This is a genomic window from Flavobacterium sp., assembly GCF_035299005.1.
Classification (GTDB): domain Bacteria; phylum Bacteroidota; class Bacteroidia; order Flavobacteriales; family Flavobacteriaceae; genus Flavobacterium.
Genome location: NZ_DATGXL010000005.1, coordinates 54482 through 76322 on the forward strand (window position 1 = coordinate 54482; position 21841 = coordinate 76322).

19 protein-coding genes are annotated in these 21841 nt (G+C 32.3%); 11 read left to right on the forward strand and 8 right to left on the reverse strand.

Annotation, left to right across the window (positions count from 1 at the left end; all coding sequences use genetic code 11):
- The first annotated feature begins 30 nt into the window (after positions 1–30).
- From VK164_RS03030 to kynU, 3 genes are all read left to right on the forward strand, one after another.
- On the forward strand, positions 31–3522 hold the full coding sequence (locus VK164_RS03030; RefSeq protein WP_324207932.1) for a gliding motility-associated C-terminal domain-containing protein: 3492 nt from the start codon (positions 31–33) through the stop codon (positions 3520–3522).
- 173 nt (positions 3523–3695) lie between these two features.
- On the forward strand, positions 3696–4745 hold the full coding sequence (gene queA / locus VK164_RS03035; RefSeq protein ID WP_288980683.1) for a tRNA preQ1(34) S-adenosylmethionine ribosyltransferase-isomerase QueA: 1050 nt from the start codon (positions 3696–3698) through the stop codon (positions 4743–4745).
- 120 nt (positions 4746–4865) lie between these two features.
- Positions 4866–6161 (forward strand): kynureninase, encoded by a 1296-nt coding sequence (gene kynU, locus VK164_RS03040; protein WP_324207933.1) that lies wholly within the window; start codon positions 4866–4868, stop codon positions 6159–6161.
- A 57-nt stretch (positions 6162–6218) separates the two neighbouring features.
- Here kynU and VK164_RS03045 read toward each other — a convergent pair whose 3' ends face one another.
- Positions 6219–8018 (reverse strand): hypothetical protein, encoded by a 1800-nt coding sequence (locus VK164_RS03045; RefSeq protein WP_324207934.1) that lies wholly within the window; start codon positions 8016–8018, stop codon positions 6219–6221.
- A gap of 189 nt (positions 8019–8207) precedes the next feature.
- On the opposite strand from VK164_RS03045, the gene VK164_RS03050 reads away from it, so the two are divergent.
- Entirely contained in the window at positions 8208–9284 is a 1077-nt protein-coding gene (locus tag VK164_RS03050) for an agmatinase family protein (protein WP_324207935.1), read from the forward strand.
- 75 nt (positions 9285–9359) lie between these two features.
- Positions 9360–9935, forward strand: a complete 576-nt coding sequence (locus tag VK164_RS03055; RefSeq protein ID WP_324207936.1) for an NUMOD4 domain-containing protein — start codon at positions 9360–9362, stop codon at positions 9933–9935.
- A gap of 21 nt (positions 9936–9956) precedes the next feature.
- Here VK164_RS03055 and VK164_RS03060 read toward each other — a convergent pair whose 3' ends face one another.
- From VK164_RS03060 to VK164_RS03075, 4 genes are read right to left on the reverse strand one after another with little or no spacing between them, the layout of a single operon-like run.
- Complete coding sequence (locus VK164_RS03060) at positions 9957–11489, reverse strand: cryptochrome/photolyase family protein (protein ID WP_324207937.1); 1533 nt, start codon at positions 11487–11489, stop codon at positions 9957–9959.
- A complete protein-coding gene (locus VK164_RS03065) occupies positions 11490–12782 on the reverse strand; it encodes a DASH family cryptochrome (protein WP_324207938.1) in 1293 nt (430 codons plus the stop codon).
- Between the two features lies 1 nt (position 12783).
- On the reverse strand, positions 12784–12924 hold the full coding sequence (locus tag VK164_RS03070; protein WP_324207939.1) for a DUF2256 domain-containing protein: 141 nt from the start codon (positions 12922–12924) through the stop codon (positions 12784–12786).
- Positions 12924–13559, reverse strand: a complete 636-nt coding sequence (locus VK164_RS03075; RefSeq protein ID WP_324207940.1) for a flavin reductase family protein — start codon at positions 13557–13559, stop codon at positions 12924–12926. The genes VK164_RS03070 and VK164_RS03075 overlap by 1 nt, the downstream gene beginning before the upstream one ends.
- 149 nt (positions 13560–13708) lie before the next feature.
- Here VK164_RS03075 and VK164_RS03080 point away from each other — a divergent pair, with 149 nt between their 5' ends.
- Entirely contained in the window at positions 13709–15049 is a 1341-nt protein-coding gene (locus VK164_RS03080) for an NAD(P)/FAD-dependent oxidoreductase (RefSeq protein WP_324207941.1), read from the forward strand.
- 24 nt (positions 15050–15073) lie between these two features.
- Here the strand turns inward: VK164_RS03080 and VK164_RS03085 are convergent, their stop codons facing one another.
- From VK164_RS03085 to VK164_RS03095, 3 genes are all read right to left on the reverse strand, one after another.
- Complete coding sequence (locus tag VK164_RS03085) at positions 15074–15436, reverse strand: cupin domain-containing protein (RefSeq protein WP_324207942.1); 363 nt, start codon at positions 15434–15436, stop codon at positions 15074–15076.
- 3 nt (positions 15437–15439) lie between these two features.
- The gene (locus VK164_RS03090) at positions 15440–15808 is read right to left on the reverse strand and encodes a DMT family protein (protein ID WP_324207943.1); all 369 of its coding nucleotides are present in this window, start codon (positions 15806–15808) and stop codon (positions 15440–15442) included.
- A 66-nt stretch (positions 15809–15874) separates the two neighbouring features.
- Entirely contained in the window at positions 15875–17395 is a 1521-nt protein-coding gene (locus tag VK164_RS03095) for a helicase HerA-like domain-containing protein (RefSeq protein WP_324207944.1), read from the reverse strand.
- A gap of 345 nt (positions 17396–17740) precedes the next feature.
- Between VK164_RS03095 and VK164_RS03100 the strand changes: the two genes are divergently transcribed.
- From VK164_RS03100 to VK164_RS03120, 5 genes are all read left to right on the forward strand, one after another.
- A complete protein-coding gene (locus VK164_RS03100) occupies positions 17741–18562 on the forward strand; it encodes a MotA/TolQ/ExbB proton channel family protein (RefSeq protein ID WP_324207945.1) in 822 nt (273 codons plus the stop codon).
- Between the two features lie 62 nt (positions 18563–18624).
- The gene (locus VK164_RS03105) at positions 18625–19260 is read left to right on the forward strand and encodes a biopolymer transporter ExbD (protein WP_324207946.1); all 636 of its coding nucleotides are present in this window, start codon (positions 18625–18627) and stop codon (positions 19258–19260) included.
- Positions 19261–19278: 18 nt separating this feature from the next.
- Entirely contained in the window at positions 19279–19845 is a 567-nt protein-coding gene (locus tag VK164_RS03110; protein WP_324207947.1) for a biopolymer transporter ExbD, read from the forward strand.
- A 36-nt stretch (positions 19846–19881) separates the two neighbouring features.
- On the forward strand, positions 19882–20682 hold the full coding sequence (locus VK164_RS03115) for a TonB family protein (RefSeq protein WP_324207948.1): 801 nt from the start codon (positions 19882–19884) through the stop codon (positions 20680–20682).
- Positions 20683–20911: 229 nt separating this feature from the next.
- Positions 20912–21838: a substrate-binding domain-containing protein gene (locus VK164_RS03120; protein ID WP_324207949.1), complete on the forward strand. Its 927-nt coding sequence runs from the start codon at positions 20912–20914 to the stop codon at positions 21836–21838.
- Positions 21839–21841: the final 3 nt, after the last annotated feature.

Below are 21841 nucleotides of genomic sequence, written 5' to 3' on the forward strand. Positions count from 1 at the left end.
TACATCTACTAACAAATGTAACTATAAGCAATGTATAAAACAGTTCAAATTATTTTATTTATATTTTTAAGTAATATAAGTTTTTCTCAACTTTCAAATTTTACTTTTCAAGTTACTCCTCAAAATGAAACATGTTTAGGGAATGGTAGTCTAACATTTGCTGTTTCTGGAACTGCTGCTGGATCAACATTGTCATATAGTGTTTATTTATTGCCAAATATAGTTTCGCCTATTGCGGTTTTAAATTCAAGTACCCTAACAGGTTTGAATTCAGGTGATTATCTTGTTGTTGCAACGCAGTCGCTTGGCGCTTTGTCTGGGTCTCAACAGCAAAATGTGACAATCAATAATAATATAGCTACATTAGATTATACACTTGTGGGTCAAAAGGTTAAATGTGGGAATGATGGTGCAATAACAGTAAATATTATTAGTGGAAATCCAGCTAGTTATGAAATTGTATCTGGACCGGTAACAACTTCACCTCAGACATCTAATTCTTTTAGTAATTTAGGTGTGGGGATTTATGAAATAAAAGTGACTGATGTTTGTGGAGATGCTGTTGTGCAAACTTATACACTTGTACAAGCATTAATTTCATTAGTAATTGATCCAGGGTTGACTTCAGGACAATTACCATCGTGTAATACTGTAAATTTGACTAATTTTTTTGGGGTCCCAATAGGTTATGAAATTGCTTATCCAATAACATTTGAATATACTGTATATCCCCCAGGTGGAGGTTCTCCTTTTGTTTCAAATGTTATAGCAAATAACACTTTTTCATCTGTTAGTTTAACAATACCATTCTATCATAATCAGAGTTATTATTATGATATCAAGGCAACAGATGCTTGTGGCAATGTTTACCAAAGCAATAATAACTTGATAAATAAAAAAATTGACTTTACAATATTAGTTTCGAAAATTGATTGTACGACCAAGCAATTATCACTTACACTTGATTATTTTGTAGCGCCATATACAATTGATTTTGTTGCTTTTCCAGTAGGTTTTAATCCTACAACCTTTAACACAATTCATCCAGGACCTTTTACATCAGGAACAACTGTTTATGGAGGTATTGGAAATTCATTTCCAAATGGTTCATATACAATCCAAGTTACTGATGCCTGCGGGAGAACAGTATCAAAAAATGTTACAATTCAAGATTCTGTAGTTAATCCATCATATTTTGCTTCTTCTAATGGGTGTGGTCAAGTTACGGTTTTTTTGCAAGGGGCAATCATGCAGTCGGTGATTATTACCTCAGCACCAACAGCTTATACATATGCGATACCACATAATGTATCAAGTTTTATCGACCCTATAACTAATATTTTTTCTATTAGCGGTCTTCCAGTTGGAACCTATAATTTTCAAATTACTGATACATGTAATAATATTTATAATCTTACCATTGTTGTGCCTCCTTATTCACAAACTCCATTTGTGGTATTACAGAAGCCTGGGTGCGATGATGGATATGGCTCTGTTAGGGTAGATTCTAATGTTTTAATATCTAATGCTGTATTATTAAGTGGACCATCAAATTATACAGGAACATTCCCTTTGCCTTTATCAATAATAGGAGGAACTTCTATTTATTTATCTAATTTACCCGAAGGAGATTATGTAGTTCAGTCTACCAATTTTTGTGGAGTAACAAGAACAGATTCAATACATATTGTTGGATATCAAGAAATTCAAACTAATGTACAGTTGCAAAAATATTGCGGCTCATTTAATTTATATCTTGAGCATAGCAGTAATACAAATAATTCAGATAATAGTGAAGTATTTTGGATTCAAAAATATAATTCAGCTCTTAATTTATGGGAACATCCTATAACCGGATATGATTATGTTGAAGGTTCACTTTTGACTGGGATGAATGGAATTTCTATTTCTAATTATGTCAATAATATAAATTTGCAATTTAGCGGAATAATGAGAATAGTTAAAGTTTCTAAAATTTATTCTTTTACTGGACAGTCTATTAATTGTATAAAAACTATTCATTCTTTCGAAATTGCAGATGGACCAACAATCATAAATGTTGACACTATTGGTTGCCTAAATGGTAATTCTGAAGCTATAGTAATTGCAGATGGCGTCCCACCATTAAATTACAGAATAACGACTAAGGATGGCGCTCCTTTTTTGATAGAGAATAATAATTTAAGCTCTTTTTCAAGTTTGTCACCAGGAATTTATAATTTTCAAGTTGAAGATTCTTGTGGAAATATTGTAAATAGTTTGGTTGAAATTACGTCAATTGCTCCTTTTGGAATAACTTCAACATTATTATGTAATAATGAGCAGGCTAGTTTGAGTGTGCCGAATTACCCTTTTTTAACCTATGAGTGGTGGAAAGATTCAAATCCTGCCAATATTTTAAGTACTTCTAATGTGTTAAGTTTTAATCCATTTAACAATTTGGGTGATTATGGAACTTATAAAGTTAAAATCACTAACGCAAGCAACATCTCTTCTTGCTTCAATGTTGAACTTTCAGAAACTATTTCAAATGTTTTTGAAAGCCCAAAAGCAGGATTAGATTCTAGTATGTCATTTTGTGAAAATCAACAAGTAATAGATTTGAATGATTTTTTAAGTGGTAGTTTTGATTCAAATGGAGTTTGGTCTGAAATATCTGGAAGTAATACTTTAGCTGGTAATTTATGGAATGCAAATTTATTACCATATGGAACATATCAATTTTTATATACAGTTTCTTCAGCAAATTGCGGATTCGATGATGCTTTAATTACGCTTGAATTGAAAGAGAAACCTATATTGACAAATGTTCCAAATAGTATTGGAGTTTGTGTTGGAGATGATATTTTAATAGATGTTGGTATTGAAAATGTAAATTATTTATGGGAAGGTCCAAATGGATTTTTTTCAACAAATCAAAATTTATTGATTCAAGATTCAGATTTGTTTGATTCAGGAGTTTATAGTCTAATTGTAACTAAGGATGGCTGCGAGTCGGATATTCATAATATTGATGTGTTAATTAGTAATCAGCCAAATTTTATTCTTAAAGAAGATTGTCTTGATAATGTTAAAACATTGGAAGTTATTCCGCAAAGCGATAGTTTTAACATAAATGATGTTACAATTGAATGGATTGGTCCTAATAATTATACAAGTAGCACAAATCTAATTCAAATTCCTTCTCAAGCAATTGGTGAATATAGTGCTCAAGTGATTAATAATGGTTGTAGTAAAATAGAATCAATAATAATTCAAGGAACAGCTTGTGGAATTCAAAGTGGAATTTCACCAAATGATGATGGTAAAAACGATTCTTTTGATTTGTCGGGTTATGATGTTGAGAATCTAAAAATTTTCAGTAGATATGGAAGAGAAGTGTACAATAAAGATAATTATGAATCTGAATGGTATGGGCAAGATTATAATGACAATATGTTGCCAGCTGCAACGTATTATTATTACATAAAATTGACAAATGGTATTGAAAAAACTGGATGGATTTATTTGGTAAGAGAATAGTGTAATGCAAATATTTTGAAGTAGTTTATTTTTTTAATTTTATAGTTTTAAAAATAAACTACATTTTACTTGACAACGCCTATTTCATAATCGTATATTTGCAGACTGAATTTTAGTGTTTTATGAATTGAATTCTTAAACGCTTAAACTTTTAAACACTTAAACATTTTTAAATGAAATTATCTCATTTTCAATTCAATCTTCCTGAAGAATTATTAGCTGAGTTTCCTACAGAAAATCGTGACGAATCTCGATTAATGGTAGTCAACAGAAAAACAGGTACAATCGAGCACAAATTATTTAAAGATATTATAGACTATTTTGATGATGGTGATGTAATGGTGTTAAATAATACAAAGGTTTTTCCAGCGCGTTTATACGGAAACAAAGAAAAAACGGGAGCACGCATCGAAGTTTTCTTATTAAGAGAATTAAATGCTGAGCAACGTTTGTGGGATGTTTTAGTAGACCCTGCGAGAAAAATTCGTATCGGAAACAAATTATATTTTGGAGACGACGATTCATTAGTAGCTGAAGTAATTGATAACACAACTTCTCGTGGAAGAACATTACGTTTTCTATACGATGGTTCGTATGAAGAATTTAGAGAAAAATTAGTAGAACTTGGTGAAACTCCAATACCAAAATACATTAACCGCGAAGTAACACCAGAAGATGCTGAGCGTTACCAAACTATTTATGCAAAAGAAGAAGGAGCTGTAGCTGCACCTACAGCTGGGCTACACTTTTCTAAACATTTATTAAAACGTTTAGAAATCAAAGGAGTGGATTTTGCAGAAGTAACTTTACACGTAGGTTTAGGAACTTTCAATCCAGTTGAAGTAGAAGATTTATCTAAACACAAAATGGATTCAGAGGAAATGAAAATTTCTCAAGAAGCTTGTGATATTATTAACAATGCAAAAGCTAAAAAGAAAAAAGTGTGTTGCATTGGAACCACTGCAATGAGAGCAATGGAAAGCTCGGTTTCATCTCAAAGAACTTTAAATCCATATACAGGATGGACTAATAAATTTATTTATCCACCTTATGATTTTAGCCTAGCAGATGCAATGGTTACTAATTTTCATACACCAAAATCAACATTATTGATGATGATTTCTGCTTTTTGTGGACATGATTTAATGATGAAGGCATACAAAGAAGCAATTCAAGAAAAATATCGTTTCTATTCTTATGGAGATGCAATGTTGATTATCTAATCAATTGAAATCACATAAACAAAATCTCATCAGTAATGGTGAGATTTTTTTATTTAAAACAAGCGTTTTGACACTTTGTAACTTTTCCATACTTTTACCAATCAAACAACCAATAGACTAATGATTTTTGAAAACACACGCAGTTTCGCACAAAGTTTAGATGCTCAAGATGAATTGAGAAACTATAGAGATGAATTTATTTTTCCACAGGTCAACGGAAAGCAAGTAATTTATTTTACTGGGAATTCTTTAGGATTACAACCAAAAAGAACAAAATCCTATATAGATGAGGTAATGACTGATTGGGCAAATTTAGCAGTAGAAGGACATTTTTATGCAGATAAGCCTTGGTGGGATTATCACGAACGTTTTGCTGTTCCTTTGAGTGACATTGTTGGCGCAAAACCTACGGAAGTTACTGTAATGAACACTTTAACAGTAAATCTTCACTTATTAATGGTTTCATTTTACAGACCAACCCTTAAAAAATTTAAAATCATTTGTGAAGAAAAAGCATTTCCAAGTGATCAATATATGTTTCAGAGTCAAATAGATTTTCATTCAAAAACGGTAGGATTTGACCCAAAAGAGGCTCTAGTTGAAATTAAGCGTAGAGAAGGCGAGCATAATATTAGATTAGATGATGTGTTAGCAAAAATTGAAGAAATAGGGGAAGAATTAGCATTAGTTTTAATTGGAGGTGTAAATTATTATACTGGACAAGTATTTGATATGAAAACTATTACCGAAGCGGGTCACAAACAAGGTGCTTATGTAGGTTGGGATTTAGCACATGCAGCTGGAAATATAAAATTAAAATTAAACGATTGGAAAGTAGATTTTGCTGCTTGGTGTAGTTACAAATATATGAACTCTGGGCCTGGAAACGCTTCTGGTTGTTTTGTGCACGAAATGCATCATAATGATTCAGATTTGCCAAGATTTGCTGGTTGGTGGGGACATAATAAAGAACGTCGTTTTAAGATGGAACCTCAATTTGACCCAGTTCGAGGAGCTGATGGCTGGCAAATAAGTAATTTACCAATATTGTCTTTAGCGCCTTATTTGGCTTCAGTAGAAATGTTTGCTGAAGTTGGTATGGATAAATTAATCGCAAAAAGAGATATGTTGACTTCGTATTTAGAATTTATACTTCATGAAATTGATGCAGCATTAGATGGTGCAGAATTTGAAATAATTACGCCATCAAATCCTCAAGAAAGAGCTTGTCAATTATCTGTTTATTTACACGGACAAGGAAGAGAATTATTTGATTACTTAATGAAAAATGGAGTAATTACAGATTGGCGAGAACCAAACGTAATACGATTAGCTCCAGCACCTTTTTATTGTTCATTTGAAGATATGTATGAATTTGGGCAAATCTTAAAGCAAGGGATTCAAAAATTAGCATAAAAAAATAACCCTAACAAAAATAATGTTAGGGTTTTTTATTAAATAAGAGAGTATAACTTAACTTGGAATTTCAATTGCTATCAATTCTGATTTATATTTTTTAATCTGATTTTGAATTTTTTCACTTTCGCTTTTGAAGAAGTTTGTTGAAGAAAACAAATCTTGATAATAAGAAATTCCTGCTAATAGATTTGTTTTGAATAAGTTCCATTTTTTTATTTGACTAACTGAAAGTTCATTTGTGTATTCTGAAATCTCTTTTCTTAAATATTCAATATATATTTTTAATTCTTTCACAAAAACATTTGGTCGGTTATCATCGGTCATAATATTTGTATTTCCATAAATATGTTTTACCATATTTACCAACGAAATTTCTCTATCAAAATAAGCTAAATTTGGCCCCGGACAAATTACAACCCCTTGTTGTTGCCCTTTTATTTTTATATCATTCTCTATATATGCTGCGTTTACTAAACCAACACAAAGACAAGATTTCTCAGTAATATGAGATTTTATTTTTTCATATTCAGAAATTGATATGCTGGCTTTCTTGTTGTTTAATTCTTCTAACTTTATGTCTTGATATTTTTTAGAAGCTGTACACAATCCTTTTTCGTCGTATTCTTTGCTTAAAGCTAAAAGCCTTTTTGGACAGGAACTTCCAGCATTATTTTCATCAATTCTTTTTTGCTTCCAAGATTCATTTGTTGTTCCTTTTACCGAATTAAATGGGACACCAAGAGGAGATATATTACTCAAATAGAAGTCATTTTCTTTTGCATTTGCTAATAATTTTCGTGTTTCATTATCTACAGAAGTTGCTTCCGGAACTAATAAAAATGGCGAACCCCAGCCTATTGAATCTAAATTGTAATTTTCTAATAAAAATTCATGTTCTTCAGCAGTTCCAACTCCGCCTTGAGCTGTTATTTTTAATTGTAGCGGTTTTTGAGGAACAGGCATTTCTTTTTGACGTAATGCTTTAACCAATAAATCGTGAGCAGTTTGAATTAATTGTTCTTTCTTTTCTTTGAATTCTTGTAAAATGGGTCCTAACAAATAACCATCTGTTGCAAACGCATGTCCACCACAATTTAATCCCGATTCTACGCGATATTCAGAAACCCATAATCCTTTTTTAGCCAAAAAACTCCCTTGAATTAGTGCCGAACGAAAATCGCTAACTTTTAAAATGATTTTTTTCTTTAAGACTGCTTCAGAATTTGGAAAAAAATCTTTAAAATTTTCTAAATAGCTATATAATCTCGGATTCATTCCCGCAGAAAGCACCACAGATGAGTTCAAATTACTCTTTGCAAAACCACGAAGGGCGGCATGAGCATCGTTGAATTCAATACCTAATTGTTCATTTTTATCAAAATTATCTTTATCAACTTTCGTCATAATGTTTACATCAATTTCACCAGGTGATAAATGCTCTTCTATATAATTTTTTATAGTGTCTTTTAGCGTATAACCTTCATCAATAAAGTGTTGTAGGCTCTTTTTTATGTCTGTTTTGTTTGGTAGCATAGCAATATAATTCTCTAAAGACGATCTGCTCTCAATCAATTCGTTTTTGAAATTTTCAAACTTGTCTTTTACAATTTTATCAACTAAGTTTAGGTAATTTGTAATCCGTTCAGCTCTATAATCATGAAATTTTTGTGTAATTTCTTGATAAGGAATGCTGAATTTTTCACTGTAAAAAGCCCTCATTTTTTCAATCAATTCATCATCTGTGATTGAAACTACTGAAGAAATGCCAAATTGACCCACGCGTATCGGGCTGTCTATTGTGTAGGCTAATCCCATTACTGGAATATGGAAAGTATGTGTTGGTTTATAACTCATTTTATGGAAAAATAAAAAATGTAATCGCCAAAGATGACCATTTCAAAAGGTATAAAAGATGACAATTATCATAAAACAAACTATTTAACTATGTGAATAGTTTTTGATTACTAAAAAACATTTTCAAAAAAACATTGGAAACACTAACTTTGTCAAAATTAATAAGCGCATTTGCGTCTTGGATAAGTTATGACTAAAGAACAAATATTAGAAAATTTTGACCCATCGCAACCGGGTTTAGCAGATGCAACTGTTTTTGGGCTGCCATTTTCAGCAGAGCAAAGTGAAATTATTATTGTGCCTGTTCCATGGGAAGTTACAGTAAGTTATGGAGCCGGAGCTTCTGAGGGTCCAGATGCAATTATGGATGCCTCGTTTCAGGTAGATTTAAATCATCAAGAGTTTCCTGAATTATGGAAATTAGGCATTTATATGGATGATGCTCCTGAACATTGGGCAAAAAATTCTGAAAAATATAAGGGAATGGCACAACCAATTATTGAAGCTTTAGAAAGTGGAGAAGATGTGTCAATGTTCCCCGCTTTGCAATCTGATTTGGATAAAATAAACAAAGCATGTAAAGATCTTAACGAAGAAGTTAAAAATCGTGTTTTAGATTGGATGAACAAAGGAAAAAAAGTAGCTTTATTAGGTGGAGATCATTCGACGCCATTAGGTTATTATCAAGCCTTAGCAACCAAATATGATAATTTCGGGATTTTGCATTTAGACGCACACATGGATTTGCGTATTGCTTATGAAGGATTCACCTATTCACATGCTTCAATCATGTACAATGCATTACAAATTCCTCAAATTTCAAAAATTGTACAAGTAGGAATTCGCGATTTTTGTGAACAAGAAGTTGAAGTGGCTTTAAAAGATAGAGTTTTAGTGCATACTGATATGGATTTGAAACAAGAAACATTTGAAGGTAAAACATGGGAACAACAATGTGAACATATTGTTGATTCATTGCCAGAAAAAGTAGTCATTTCATTTGATATTGATGGCATGTATCCTTGGTATTGTCCAAATACAGGAACTCCAGTTCCCGGTGGTTTTTCATTTGAGCAAGCTGCCTATTTGTTAAGTAAATTAGCCGATACCAATAAAGAAATTATTGGGTTTGATTTAGTCGAAGTTGCACCAGGTGATGACGATTGGGATGGAAACGTAGGCGCAAGAATGTTATTCCATATGTGTGGTGTTTTCGCTAAATCTCAGAAAATGAATGTTGGTAATAAAATCAAGTTTAATAGATAATTTGTATCTTGCATAAAATCAGACGATAAGTCTTAAAATAATTCCCCCCCCCATAATTTATTTAAAGACAAAAACATGAGTCACTTTGTAATTGAACAGTGGAAAGAATATTTTATTCAAGTACCAGGAAAGGTTAAGTATGCCGTATCAAATTATGGCAGACTTAAAAGCTTTACTGATACAATTGAAAATGGAAAAATTTTAAAAGGCGCTCCAACAGAAGGTTTTCTTTTTTTACGATATGTTAGAATATCTAATGGTGTAAAGAAATTCTATTTTCATGCTATTCATAAAATGGTTGCCGAACTTTTTTTACCAAAGGAAAGTGAAGATCAAGAATACGTTTTACATTTAGATTATGACAAAATGAACAATCAATTGTATAATCTAAAATGGGCAACTTATGAAGAAATGCGTGCTCATGCTCATAAAAGTCCAGCCGTAAAAGCGGCTTTTAAAAAATTTCAAGAAGATAATATTAAACGCGATGGTAGAAAATTAACCTCTACTCAAGTAATGCGAATTAAGTTAAAAATGAAGCGTCAAGGTGAAAAATTCAGCGTTAGAAAAACCGCAAAAGAATTTTCTGTTTCAGAAATGCAAATCTATCGAATAAAAAGAGGTGAAAATTGGGGACACATACAAGTTTAAACCGAAGCTTGCTTCGGTTTTTTATAAATTATTGATATCCTCCAAAATCGAAATCGCTTTTTCTTTCGTTGCTGCTAATTCTTCAGGTTTCATTTTTCTTAGTAAAGCTAACATCATGCTCATTCTTTGATTATTGGCAAAATGATGCTTTTTCTCATCTAAAAAATGCCAGTACAAACTATTAAACGGACACGCTTTTTCGCCCAATTTATCTTTTACATTATAATGGCAACTACCACAATAATTGCTCATTTTATTGATGTAACTTCCTGAAGAGACATAAGGTTTGGTCGCTACAATGCCACCATCCGCATATTGACTCATGCCGCGTGTGTTTGGCATTTCAACCCATTCAATCGCATCGATGTAAACGCCTAAATACCAAGCGTCAACTGCATCAGGGTGCAATTGGGCTAACAAAGAAAAATTGCCAATGACCATCAATCGCTGAATGTGGTGTGCATATGCTTCCGATAAACTTTGGGAAATCGAATGTTGCATGCATTTCATTTTAGTTTTTCCTGTCCAAAAGAAATCTGGTAGTGGATTGTTGTTTTCTAATGTGTTCATTTGGGCATAATTTGGCATTTCTTTCCAATAAATTCCTCTGATATATTCGCGCCAACCAATAATTTGTCGCACAAAACCTTCAACTTGTGCCAATTCAATGGTTTCTTGATTTTGATAATAATAAGAAATCACTGCATCAACAACTTCTTTCGGACTAATCATTTTGGAATTCATCGCAAAAGATAATCGCGAATGAAACAGAAATTTATGTCCAGAAAATAAGGAATCTTGATACGTTCCAAAATGTGCCAACAAATGCTCACAGAAATAATCAACTAATTGTAAACTTTCGTTTCTTGAAGTCGGCCAATTGAAATTTTCAGCATCGATACTTCCAAAAGTGGTGATGTTCTGGCTTTCAATTTCAGCAACAATTTCGCTGACATTTTCATGAAATTCCAAAGGAAACGGAATAGGAACTTCATTTTTATATTGATTGCGATTGTTATGGTCAAAATTCCATCTTCCATCTAACGGTTGATCACCTACCATCAAAACATCATGTTTTTTTCGCATCATGCGATAGAAACTTTCCATCAAAAACTGCTTTTTCCCTTTAAAAAAATCGGCTAATTCATTTCTAGACGTATAAAAATGTTCCGAATCAACTGCTTTTGTTGAAATAGAAAGTTTTTCGCAGATAGCTTTCAATTGTTTATCCAACCGATATTCATCAGGATATTGGTATTCAAATTGCTCTATTTTATTCTTTTCAATCAAATCTAAAATCAATCTTTCCAAATCCTGGGGATTATTCGCATCTGAAATTTTATAGTAAACTACTTGATGACCATGTTTTGTCAATTCCTCCGAAAAATTTCGCATCGAAAGAAAAAACGCCACAGCTTTTTGAATGTGATGTTTCACATAATCTGTTTCCTGACGCATTTCCGCCATTACATACATCACATTATGATTGACTTCATCAAACCAAGAATGTTGCGAATTGAGTTGGTCGCCCAAAAGTAATCGAAGTGTTTTCATCTAAAGTAATTCAGGAATTAACCACATTTTCTGAAATTTACCATCGCCATCATACATTTCTGCTTGGCGTTTGATGTTGAATTTTCTATCTCTTGGATCGTTACCAACACCAGCATTGTACATCCAATTACCATAATTGCTATGCACATCGTAATCAATCAACATACTTTCGAAATACGCTGCGCCAATACGCCAATCTTGTTCCCATTCTTTTGCCCAATAACTCGCCACATTTTGACGACCGCGATTGCTCATCCAGCCTGTTTTTTGTAATTCAATCATATTGGCATTAACAAAATGTTCTGGTGTGATGCCTTTTGTCCATTGGTTAAGAGCTTTTGTGTTTTGGTTCCAATGGTATTTTTTTTGCAAAATGCCGTTCAATTGAAAAATTTTGTTACCGTGTTTTAGCGAAATGTATTTGAAATAATCGCGCCAAATCAACTCGAAAATTAACCAATAGGTATCTTCGTTTTTGACTACTTTTTTCTCAAATTGTTGCACTTCCCAATAAATCATTCTTGCCGAAATACTACCATTTGCCAACCAAGCTGAAAGTTTTGAACTGTAATCTTTTCCTACTAAACCATTTCGAGTTTTCTTGTAAACTGCTAGTTTTTTGGTGTCCCAAAAATAGTCTTTGATTCTTTTTTTAGCTTGATTTTCGCCACCTTTAAAAGGGAAAGAGGTTTTGTTCGGTTGCTTAAAATCTTCAAATCCTAAATCTTCTAGTGTTGGAATACTTGTCTTTTCTTCAATTAGATTTGAAATCGGTTTTGCTGTGATAGATACGGTTGGTCTTACTCGAATTTTCTTTTCTAATTGCTTTCTAAACTCAGTAAAAACTTCTGGAATTTTCTCCCAATCTTCATACGGAACATCATCAGGATGAAATAAAAATTGATCATAATAAGTTTTCCAATTCACCGCAGGAATCAAATTTCGAACTTCATTTTCTACATTTACTTCTTCTTGTGTCCATTCATTTTGAACATAAATCGTGTCTATTTGATATTTTGCGGCTACTTCTGGAATCAATTGTTCGGGATAGCCATAGTATACCAACAAAGAAATGTTCTTCTCGGCTAAATTTTGTTGTAATTCGGCTAAAGTTTCTAATAAAAATTGAGTTCTAAATTTTTCTGTTTTCTTGAAACCGTATTGGATTGTTTCGAAATCTCTTGGATCTAAACAGTAAATTCCAATTACTTTTTCGTTTTCTCTACAAGCATTGTATAACGAATGATTGTCAATCGTGCGCAAATCGTTTCTAAACCATACTAATCCGTTCATGCTATTTGTTTTTATTCATTCTACATTTATCACTACAATATTTTACATCTTCCCAATTTTTCTCCCATTTTTTACGCCAAGAAAAAGGACGCTGACAAGCATTGCAGATTTTTTCGGGAAGATTTACTTTTTTATGCGTCATTATAGCATTGAAGTTGATGGTTTATCTGGTCGTGCATAATGAAATCTGTCTGCTAATTTTGGAACAGCATAACCATCTAAGCCATTTATTGCAACCACATTTCCTCGATCAAGTTGCATCCAATTGTCATCATGAAAGAGTTTTTTGTCTGCATAAATAGTTTCTATAGAAGCAATAATGTGAATACAATCGTTCTCTTCAATTTTGTATTCGTTTACATATTTGCATAACAATTGAACTGGACTTCCTTTTACGAATGGCACATTGTGGCTGTCAATAAATTCGGATTCTAAATTTGTTTTGTCGAATTCAGAAATATGCTCTTCATAACTTGATGACGTATGATGCGCATCTGAAATCATTTCTTCGCTTATGTGGTTTACTGTGAAATACTCAGTCTCTTTTATATTTTTATAAGTGTCTCTTGGAACAGTAGTCGGTCTCAAAATAAATCCTAACAAGGGCGGTTCGCTTCCTAAATGGGTAATACTACTAAAAATTGCAACATTCAAAACTCCTTCAGATGATATAGTACCAATTAAATTCGCTGATTTATATCCTGTTAAGCAATTGACCAAGTTTAATCTTGGAACTTTTGCCATTTGGAATAAATCTTCTTTTGTAATCTTTCTCATGACTTTTTTTTATTCAAAGGTATATTTTGTTTATCTAAAATTAAAAATAATTAAACAAAAATATTCTATAATATGAAAAATCTAATAAAATTCAGGAATAAAATTTATAATTGCTTACTTTTGCTGTCCAAATTTTTACAAAAATCTTCATGCAAACGCCACAAAAAATTGCTGTTGTAGGTTCTGGATTAGTAGGGACTTTACTGGCAATCTATTTAAAAAGAGCAGGGCATATTGTTCATGTTTACGACAGAAGTCCCGATATTAGAACGGTTGAATTTTCGGGTCGTTCCATTAATTTGGTGATGTCGAATCGAGGATGGAAGGCATTAGAAGATGTTGGTTTGGAGGACGAAATTAGAAAAATCGGAATTCCAGTAGATAAAAGAGCTATTCATTTGCAAGATGGGAAGTTGAATTATCAGTATTATGGAAAAGAAGGTGAAGCTATTTTTTCTCTATCAAGAGGTGTTTTGAATAGAAAAATGGTAGATTTAGCTGAAGCTGAAGGCGTGGAATTCTTTTTTGAACGTAAAATATGGGATATAACCTTAGCCACTGCAACTTTGTGGGAAGGAGAAACGGAACAAGGTGATTGGACAGAGTTAAAATACGATAAAGTTTTTGGAGCCGATGGCGCTTTTTCGAGGATTCGACACAGAATGCAACGTCAATCAATGTTTGATTATTCGCAAGAGTTTATGAAAATTGGCTATAAAGAATTGCATATTCCTGCAAATGCAGATGGTTCTCCAAAAATTGATATTCATTCTTTACATATTTGGCCGAGAGGGAATTTTATGTTGATGGGATTGGCTAATTTAGACAACTCGTTTACCTGTACTTTATTTATGCCGATTGAAGGTAAAAATTCTTTTGAATCGTTAACCAACGAAGAAAAGTTAGTTTCATTTTTTGCGACTTATTTCCTAGATACTAAAGATGTAATTCCAGATTTAGTGCGCGATTTTTTTAGAAATCCTAATAGTTATTTAGCTATCATGAAATGTTTTCCTTGGACATTTGAAGATAAAGTAGCATTAATTGGAGATTCTGCGCATGCAATTGTTCCTTTTTATGGACATGGAATGAATGCTGGGTTTGAAGATATCACTATTTTGAATGAAATGATGCAAAAGTATGGTGATGATTGGACAAAAATATTTTCAGAATATGAAATTTCAAGAAAACCTAATGCAGACGCAATTGCTGAACTTTCGAGAAGAAACTTTGTAGAAATGAGTGCCAAAACAGCTGATGAAAAATTCTTATTACAAAAGAAAATAGAAAAATGGTTCTCTGATAAACATCCAGATAAATGGATGCCTTTGTATAGTAGAGTAACATTTAGTTTACAACCTTATTCTGAAGCTATGGCGATTGGTGATTTTCAAAATGAAATTATGCAAGAAGTTTTGAAAATGGACAATATTCAAGAAAATTGGAATTCAGAAGAAGTTGAAAATAAGATTTTAGAATTATTAAAATAAAAAAAGAGGCAATCGCCTCTTTTTTTATTCTTCTCTATTTACAGCATCCATACTAAAAGCTGGCGTACAAATTGCTAAATATTCACACGGTTCATCAAACGGATTTGAATATTGAACCCGTGTATTTTTCTCAATTTTAATGGATTGACCTGCTTCTAAGACTATCGTTTCATTTTCGATGATAAATTGCTTTTTACCTTTGATAATATAAGTATATTCATCAAATTCTGGTGTTTGAAAAGGCTCGCTCCAACCTGGTGGCGCAATCATGTGCGCAATCGAAATTGCTTCATTATTTGTGGTTGCCAACCCGTGATGTTCTTCTATTAATTTACCATCAGTGGTTGGAACCACGAATGGAGCTTTTTGGATAAAATATTTTTTCATGCTTTACTTCTTAAATATAAAATAAACCGCCAATACTAAAAAACAAAATCCTACTGCGTGATTCCATTTGAATGTTTCGTTTTTAAAGAAAACCATCGAGAAAATCACAAAAATCACTAAGGTAATTACTTCTTGAATCACTTTTAATTGCATTAATGAAAATGGTCCGCCATTGCCTTGAAATCCAATTTTATTCGCAGGGACTTGAAAGAAATATTCAAACAATGCCAATCCCCAACTGATTAAAACAATGGTGATTAATCCTGCATTTTCAAACCACTTTAATTCTTTAAATTTTAAATGTCCGTACCATGCTAATGTCATAAAAACATTAGAAAGTATAAGTAATCCTATAGTGATGAATCCTTTCATTTTAATTTTTGAGTTTAAAAGGTTATAAGTTAACACAAAGCCTTTTGCCTAACACCCTTTTCCCTTCTATCTCTTAAACATCTTCATTAACAAACCAAAAGCTCCTCGAATGAAACTAGCACTCGTAACAACTTTTGTTATTGATTTTTCGATGACTTCGGTTGTGCTAGGTTCTTCTTTTGCTTTTTTGGTATCTTCTTTTTCTTGTTGCTCCTCAGTAGCGATTTCATGTGCTTCAGCTATTTTTTTGTTTAATAATTCGTAAGCACTTTCTCGATCTAGAACCTCATTATACTTTTTCGCTAATTTTGATTTTGCAATACTCACTTCAATTTCACTTTCAGTTAAAACATCCATTCTACTCATAGGTGCTCGCATCATAGTAGCAACTAAAGGTGTTGGAGTTCCTTTTTCACTTAATGCTGTTACAAAAGCTTCACCAATTCCTAATGAAGTTAATACTTCATCGGTTTCATAAAAAGTTGTATCTGGATAATTTTCAGCAGTCATTTTGATTGCTTTTCTGTCATTTGCTGTAAAAGCTCTCAAAGCATGTTGTATTTTTAAACCTAATTGTGCTAAAACACCCGTTGGAATATCCATAGGGTTCTGAGTAATGAAATAAACTCCAATTCCTTTTGAACGAATTAATTTTATAATAGTTTCAATTTGGTCTTGTAAAGCTTTGCTTGCTTGATCAAAAATTAAATGCGCTTCATCTATAAAAATAACTAGTTCTGGTTGTTCTCCGTCACCTTGTTCAGGCATGGTGTTATATATTTCGGCTAATAAACTCAACATGAAAGTTGAGAAAAGTTTTGGGCGATCTTGGATATCAGTTAATCTAATGATGTTGACATAGCCACAACCATTTTCATCAATACGAAGTAAGTCCTGAATATCAAAAGATTTTTCACCAAAAAATAATTCAGCACCTTGTTGTTCTAATTCGATGACTTTTCTTAATATAGAACCTGTTGAACTTGTTGAAATTCGCCCATATTCAGATTCAAATTCTGATTTACCTTCTTCTGTAGCATATTGTAAAACTTTTTTAAAGTCTTTTAAGTCTAATAATGGTAGACTATTGTCATCACAGTATTTAAAAATTACTGAAACAACACCAGCTTGTGTGTCGTTTAAATCTAATATTCGCGAAAATAATACAGGTCCAAATTCTGAAACTGTAGCTCTTAACCTAACTCCATTTTGTTCGGAAATAGTCATTAATTCTACCGGAAATCCTTTAGTTTCAAATGGAATTGAAATTTTTTCATGGCGCTCTGTGATAAAAGATTTTTCTTCACCTGGCATAGCAATTCCAGAAAAATCACCCTTTATGTCCATCATCAAGACAGGAATTCCGTTTAGTGATAATTGCTCGGATAAAACTTGAATGGTTTTGGTTTTCCCAGTACCAGTAGCTCCAGCAATTAATCCGTGACGATTTAATGTTTTTAAAGGAATTTTTATATGCGTGTTTGCAATTGCTTCTCCATCTAAAATGCCACCACCTAAAGTAATAAAATTGCCTTTGCAAGTATATCCTTCAATTACATGTGCGCTAAAATCGTTTGTTTTACTCATTTTTTGAAAAATTTCATAAATTAATAGTGCAAGTTATTGTTTTTTTCAAAACAAGCAAAGAGAAGTAATTAAATGAATATTTTTTTGTTAGTTGTTATAATAAAAGAAAATTATTCTCGTTTTTAAAGAGATTATGTTAAAGTTTTACGATAAAAAAAGAATATGGTTTAACATTAACTTTACACCTTGGTAAACTTATTGTTATTATTTCTTAACATTAGGTGTAAAAACCCAAAAAAAGTTTTTTTTTTCAAAGTAAAAAATTAAATTTGACCCCAGTTAAGTTTGAATTGTAACACTTAACAGAATAATCAACATTTTAAAACTAATAAAATTTTTAAAAAAATGGCAAACGTAAAAAAAGAAACTGGTTCAAACGGAGGTAGTGTTTTCTCAGGACTTGTTATTGTAGGGTGTATCTTTATTGGATGGATAGTATGGAGTTTCATTATGGGAGATGGTTCTAACTTCGAAGGTGGAGTTAACACTGGACATCCACTACCAGGAAACTATTTAGCAATGGTTTATAAAGGTGGACCAATCGTACCAGTATTGATGGGATTATTATTAATGGTAGTTGTTTTCTCATTTGAGCGTTTCTTTGTTATTTCTAAAGCAGCTGGAAAAGGTAGTTTAGATAAATTCATGAAAAATGTTCAAGCTAGTATTACTTCAGGAGATATTGATGGTGCTATTGCAACATGTGATAACCAACAAGGTTCTGTAGCTAATGCAGTAAGAGCAGGTTTAGTAAAATATCAAGAAGTTAAAAAAGAAGGATTCACTAGTGAAGAGGCAGCAGAAACTATCGCTAAAGAAGTAGAAGAAGCAACTTCATTAGAAATGCCAATGTTAGAGAAAAACTTAACAATCCTTTCTACATTAGTATCTTTAGGTACATTAGCAGGGTTATTAGGAACGGTAACAGGGATGATTAAAGCATTTGGTGCGTTAGCATCAACTGGAACTCCAGACCAAGCTGCGTTAGCAAATGGTATTTCTGAGGCGTTAATTAATACAGCTACAGGTATCTCAACTTCTGCTTTAGCAATTGTAACGTATAACTTCTTTACTTCAAAAATTGATACATTAACATATTCAATCGATGAGGCTGGATCTACACTTGTTAATACTTACAGACGTTTCAGAGGAAGTTTAAAAAACTAAATAAGTATTAGAATTTTTAAGAAGAATATTTCAAAAAAGTTTTAAACACTAAAAAAGAATTAATGGCTAAAATTAAAATGTCCAAAAAATCTACGTCTATCGACATGACAGCAATGTGTGACGTGGCTTTCCTTTTGCTTACCTTCTTTATTTTGACGGCTACAGCAAAACAACAAGAGCCGCTTCCTGTTGACACGCCTTCTTCTACTGTGAAAACAAAATTGCCAGAAACTGATTTGGCAACGATCACTATAGGGAAAGATGTAAATGCTAAAGATAGTATTAGTATATTTTTTGGAGTAACCGGAAGAGACGTTAGAAAACGTACACTGGAATTAATGGCTCAAAAATATAAACTTTCTTTTTCTGAAAAAGAAATGGAACAATTTGCACTGATTGAATCTTTCGGAGTTCCGATTCAAAATTTAAGTCAAATCATTGCAATGAAAAGTTCGGATAGAAACAAACCTGGATTCCAACCTGGTATTCCTGCGGATTCTACAGACAATCAGTTAAAAGAATGGATATATAATGCGCGTATTGCTACTTCTGAGATAGCAGACAAAGACCTTAACTTCGCTATTAAAGGCGATGCAAAACAAGAATATCCTTCAGTTAAAAAAGTGATGGATATGTTACAAGACCAAAAAATTAATCAGTTTGATTTAGTTACAGGTCTTAGAGGTAAAGATTATTAAAATAAAAAAAGATAAACAATGGCTGAATTAAATACCGAGAGCGGTGGTGACAAAGGCGGCAAGGTAAGAAGTAAGAAAAGCAACGCAAAAGTTGATCTTACTGCCATGGTGGATTTGGCATTCTTATTGATTACATTCTTTATGTTGACAACATCATTATCTAAACCACAAGCTATGAATTTAGGCTTGCCAGATAAAGGTGATGAGAAAACAAAAACAGATGATATCAAAGTAGATCAAAAGAGAACTATGACTATTTTATTAGGAGATGATAATAAAATTAAATGGTTCCACGGTTTGTTAGAGGCACCAGAGCCTAATGGTAAACCTACAGATGCTACTTATGGTAAGAATGGTATCAGAAAAGAACTAGTTAAAAGAGTTAAGTCGGTTGCTGAATATTGCGCAGCGAAACCAGGAAGCAAACCTGGTGATGGTTTGATTGTGATTATTAAACCTTCTAAAAAATCTACGTATAGAAATATTGTAGATATTTTAGACGAAATGGCAATTACAGATGTGCCAACTTATGCTATCGTGAACGATTTTACTCCAGAGGAGAAAAAACTAATTGAAGAGAAATAAGTGTTAGCTTATTTAGTAATCTATTAATTAAGGAAAATGAAATTAGATATATTAAAAACTTCGTGGTTAGATATCGTTTTTGAAGGACGTAATCAAGCATATGGTGCTTATGAATTGCGTAAAAAAAATCCAAGAACAACTGCGATTGCAATGATATTAGGTGCATTCGTTTTTGTTTTAGCATTGAGCACGCCAAAAATTATGGCATTAATTGAAAGTGCAACTGCTAAAGAGGAGACAACTTTAGACGAAAAAATTGTAACCATTAAATTACCTCCAAAAAAAGTAGAGGAAATTAAAAATTTACCGCCTCCACCTCCACCACCTCCAAAAGTGGATCAAGTGAAATTCGTAAAACCAGTTGTGGCTAAAACAGAAGAAGTAACTGAAGCTGTTGCTAAGATTGACGATATGAAAGACAAAGATATTTCTGATGCAAACAGAAAAGGTGATGAGGAAGCAGAACGCCAATTTGAAAAACCAGTAGGTGACGGACCAACTAAGCCTGTTGAAGACGATAACGTTTACAACATGGCAGTTATCTCTGTTAAACCAGAGTTTCCAGGAGGTATAGATAAATTTTACAAATATGTTGGAAGTAAATTCCAAGTTCCAGAAGTAGATGGATTAAAAGGTAGAATATTTGTACAGTTCGTAGTTGAAAAAGATGGTTCATTAACTGATATCAAAGTATTAAAAGATATCGGTCACGGAACAGATAAAGAAGCTATTCGAGTACTTAAAAATTGTCCAAAATGGGCGCCAGGTGAAAATAATGGTAAGAAAATTAGAGTACAGTATCAGCTTCCTATTACAATTCAAGCTGCATCTGAATAATGCTCAAAAAATTAGCTAATAAATTTAAGGAGAAATCGCTCAAAGAGCGGTTTCTTCTTGCTATAGGAGTACTCTTATTTTTAATCTACTTGTTTTTTGGGCTAATAATTATTTTTTGGAAAGAGTTGCCATTAAATATGACACCAAATTATAGATTGGCACTCGGAGTTGTTTTAATCGTTTACTCATTTTTAAGATTTTTTCGTTTTTTTAATAAAGATTAATTTTTATGAAAACTACTTACCGTTATATTTTTCTTTTAGTAGCATTGTTTTTTATTTCATTTTCTTGTTCTAAGAAGGATGAAGAAAAAAACAGTGAAAACATTTTGAAGGGAAATGCAGAAATAGTAGTTGATGAAACTTTATTTCCAATTGTAGAAGATCAAAAAATTATTTTTGAAACAAATTATGATGCAACTATTAATATTGTTTCACAACCCGAAAATCAAGCTATTGCAGCTTTGCTTTCTGGGAAACAAAAAATCGCAATCTTGTCAAGAAAATTAACAGTTGCAGAAGAAAAGCAAATTAAAAACAAAAATATAACTCCAAAAGTTACACATTTTGCAACAGACGGTGTTGTTTTCATAAAGGGAACTTCTTCGGCGACAACTTCAATTGATTTGGTTGATGTTGTAAATTTTTTAAATGGAAAAAGGATTTCTTCAATCAAAGGATTGGTTTTTGAAAGTGCAAATTCTAGTACTGTTCGTAGTTTAACAGCATTAGCAAAAATTGAAATGATACCTCAGGCTGACAATATTTTTTCCGTAAATACAAGTGAAGAATTAATAAAATATATAGCAGAAAACCCTGAATATGTTGGTGTTGTGGGTTTGAATTGGATTACACAGCCAACAGTGGAAAACCAAAAATATGTTGATGCAATTAAGATGTTGAGTGTAAAAGGAATCAACCAAAAGGATTTTGTTTTCCCAAGTCAAGATATGATTGCTTCTCAAAAATATCCTTTGGCACGTGATTTGTATATTATAAATTGTCAAGGTTATGCAGGTCTTGGAATGGGCTTTGGTTCGTTTATTACGGGAGAAAAAGGACAGCGAATAGTATTGCAAGCAGGTTTAGTTCCAGCTCGTTTTCCAAGTCGTAAAATTGTAACTAGAAAAGAAATAATTAAAGAAGATAATAAATAAATT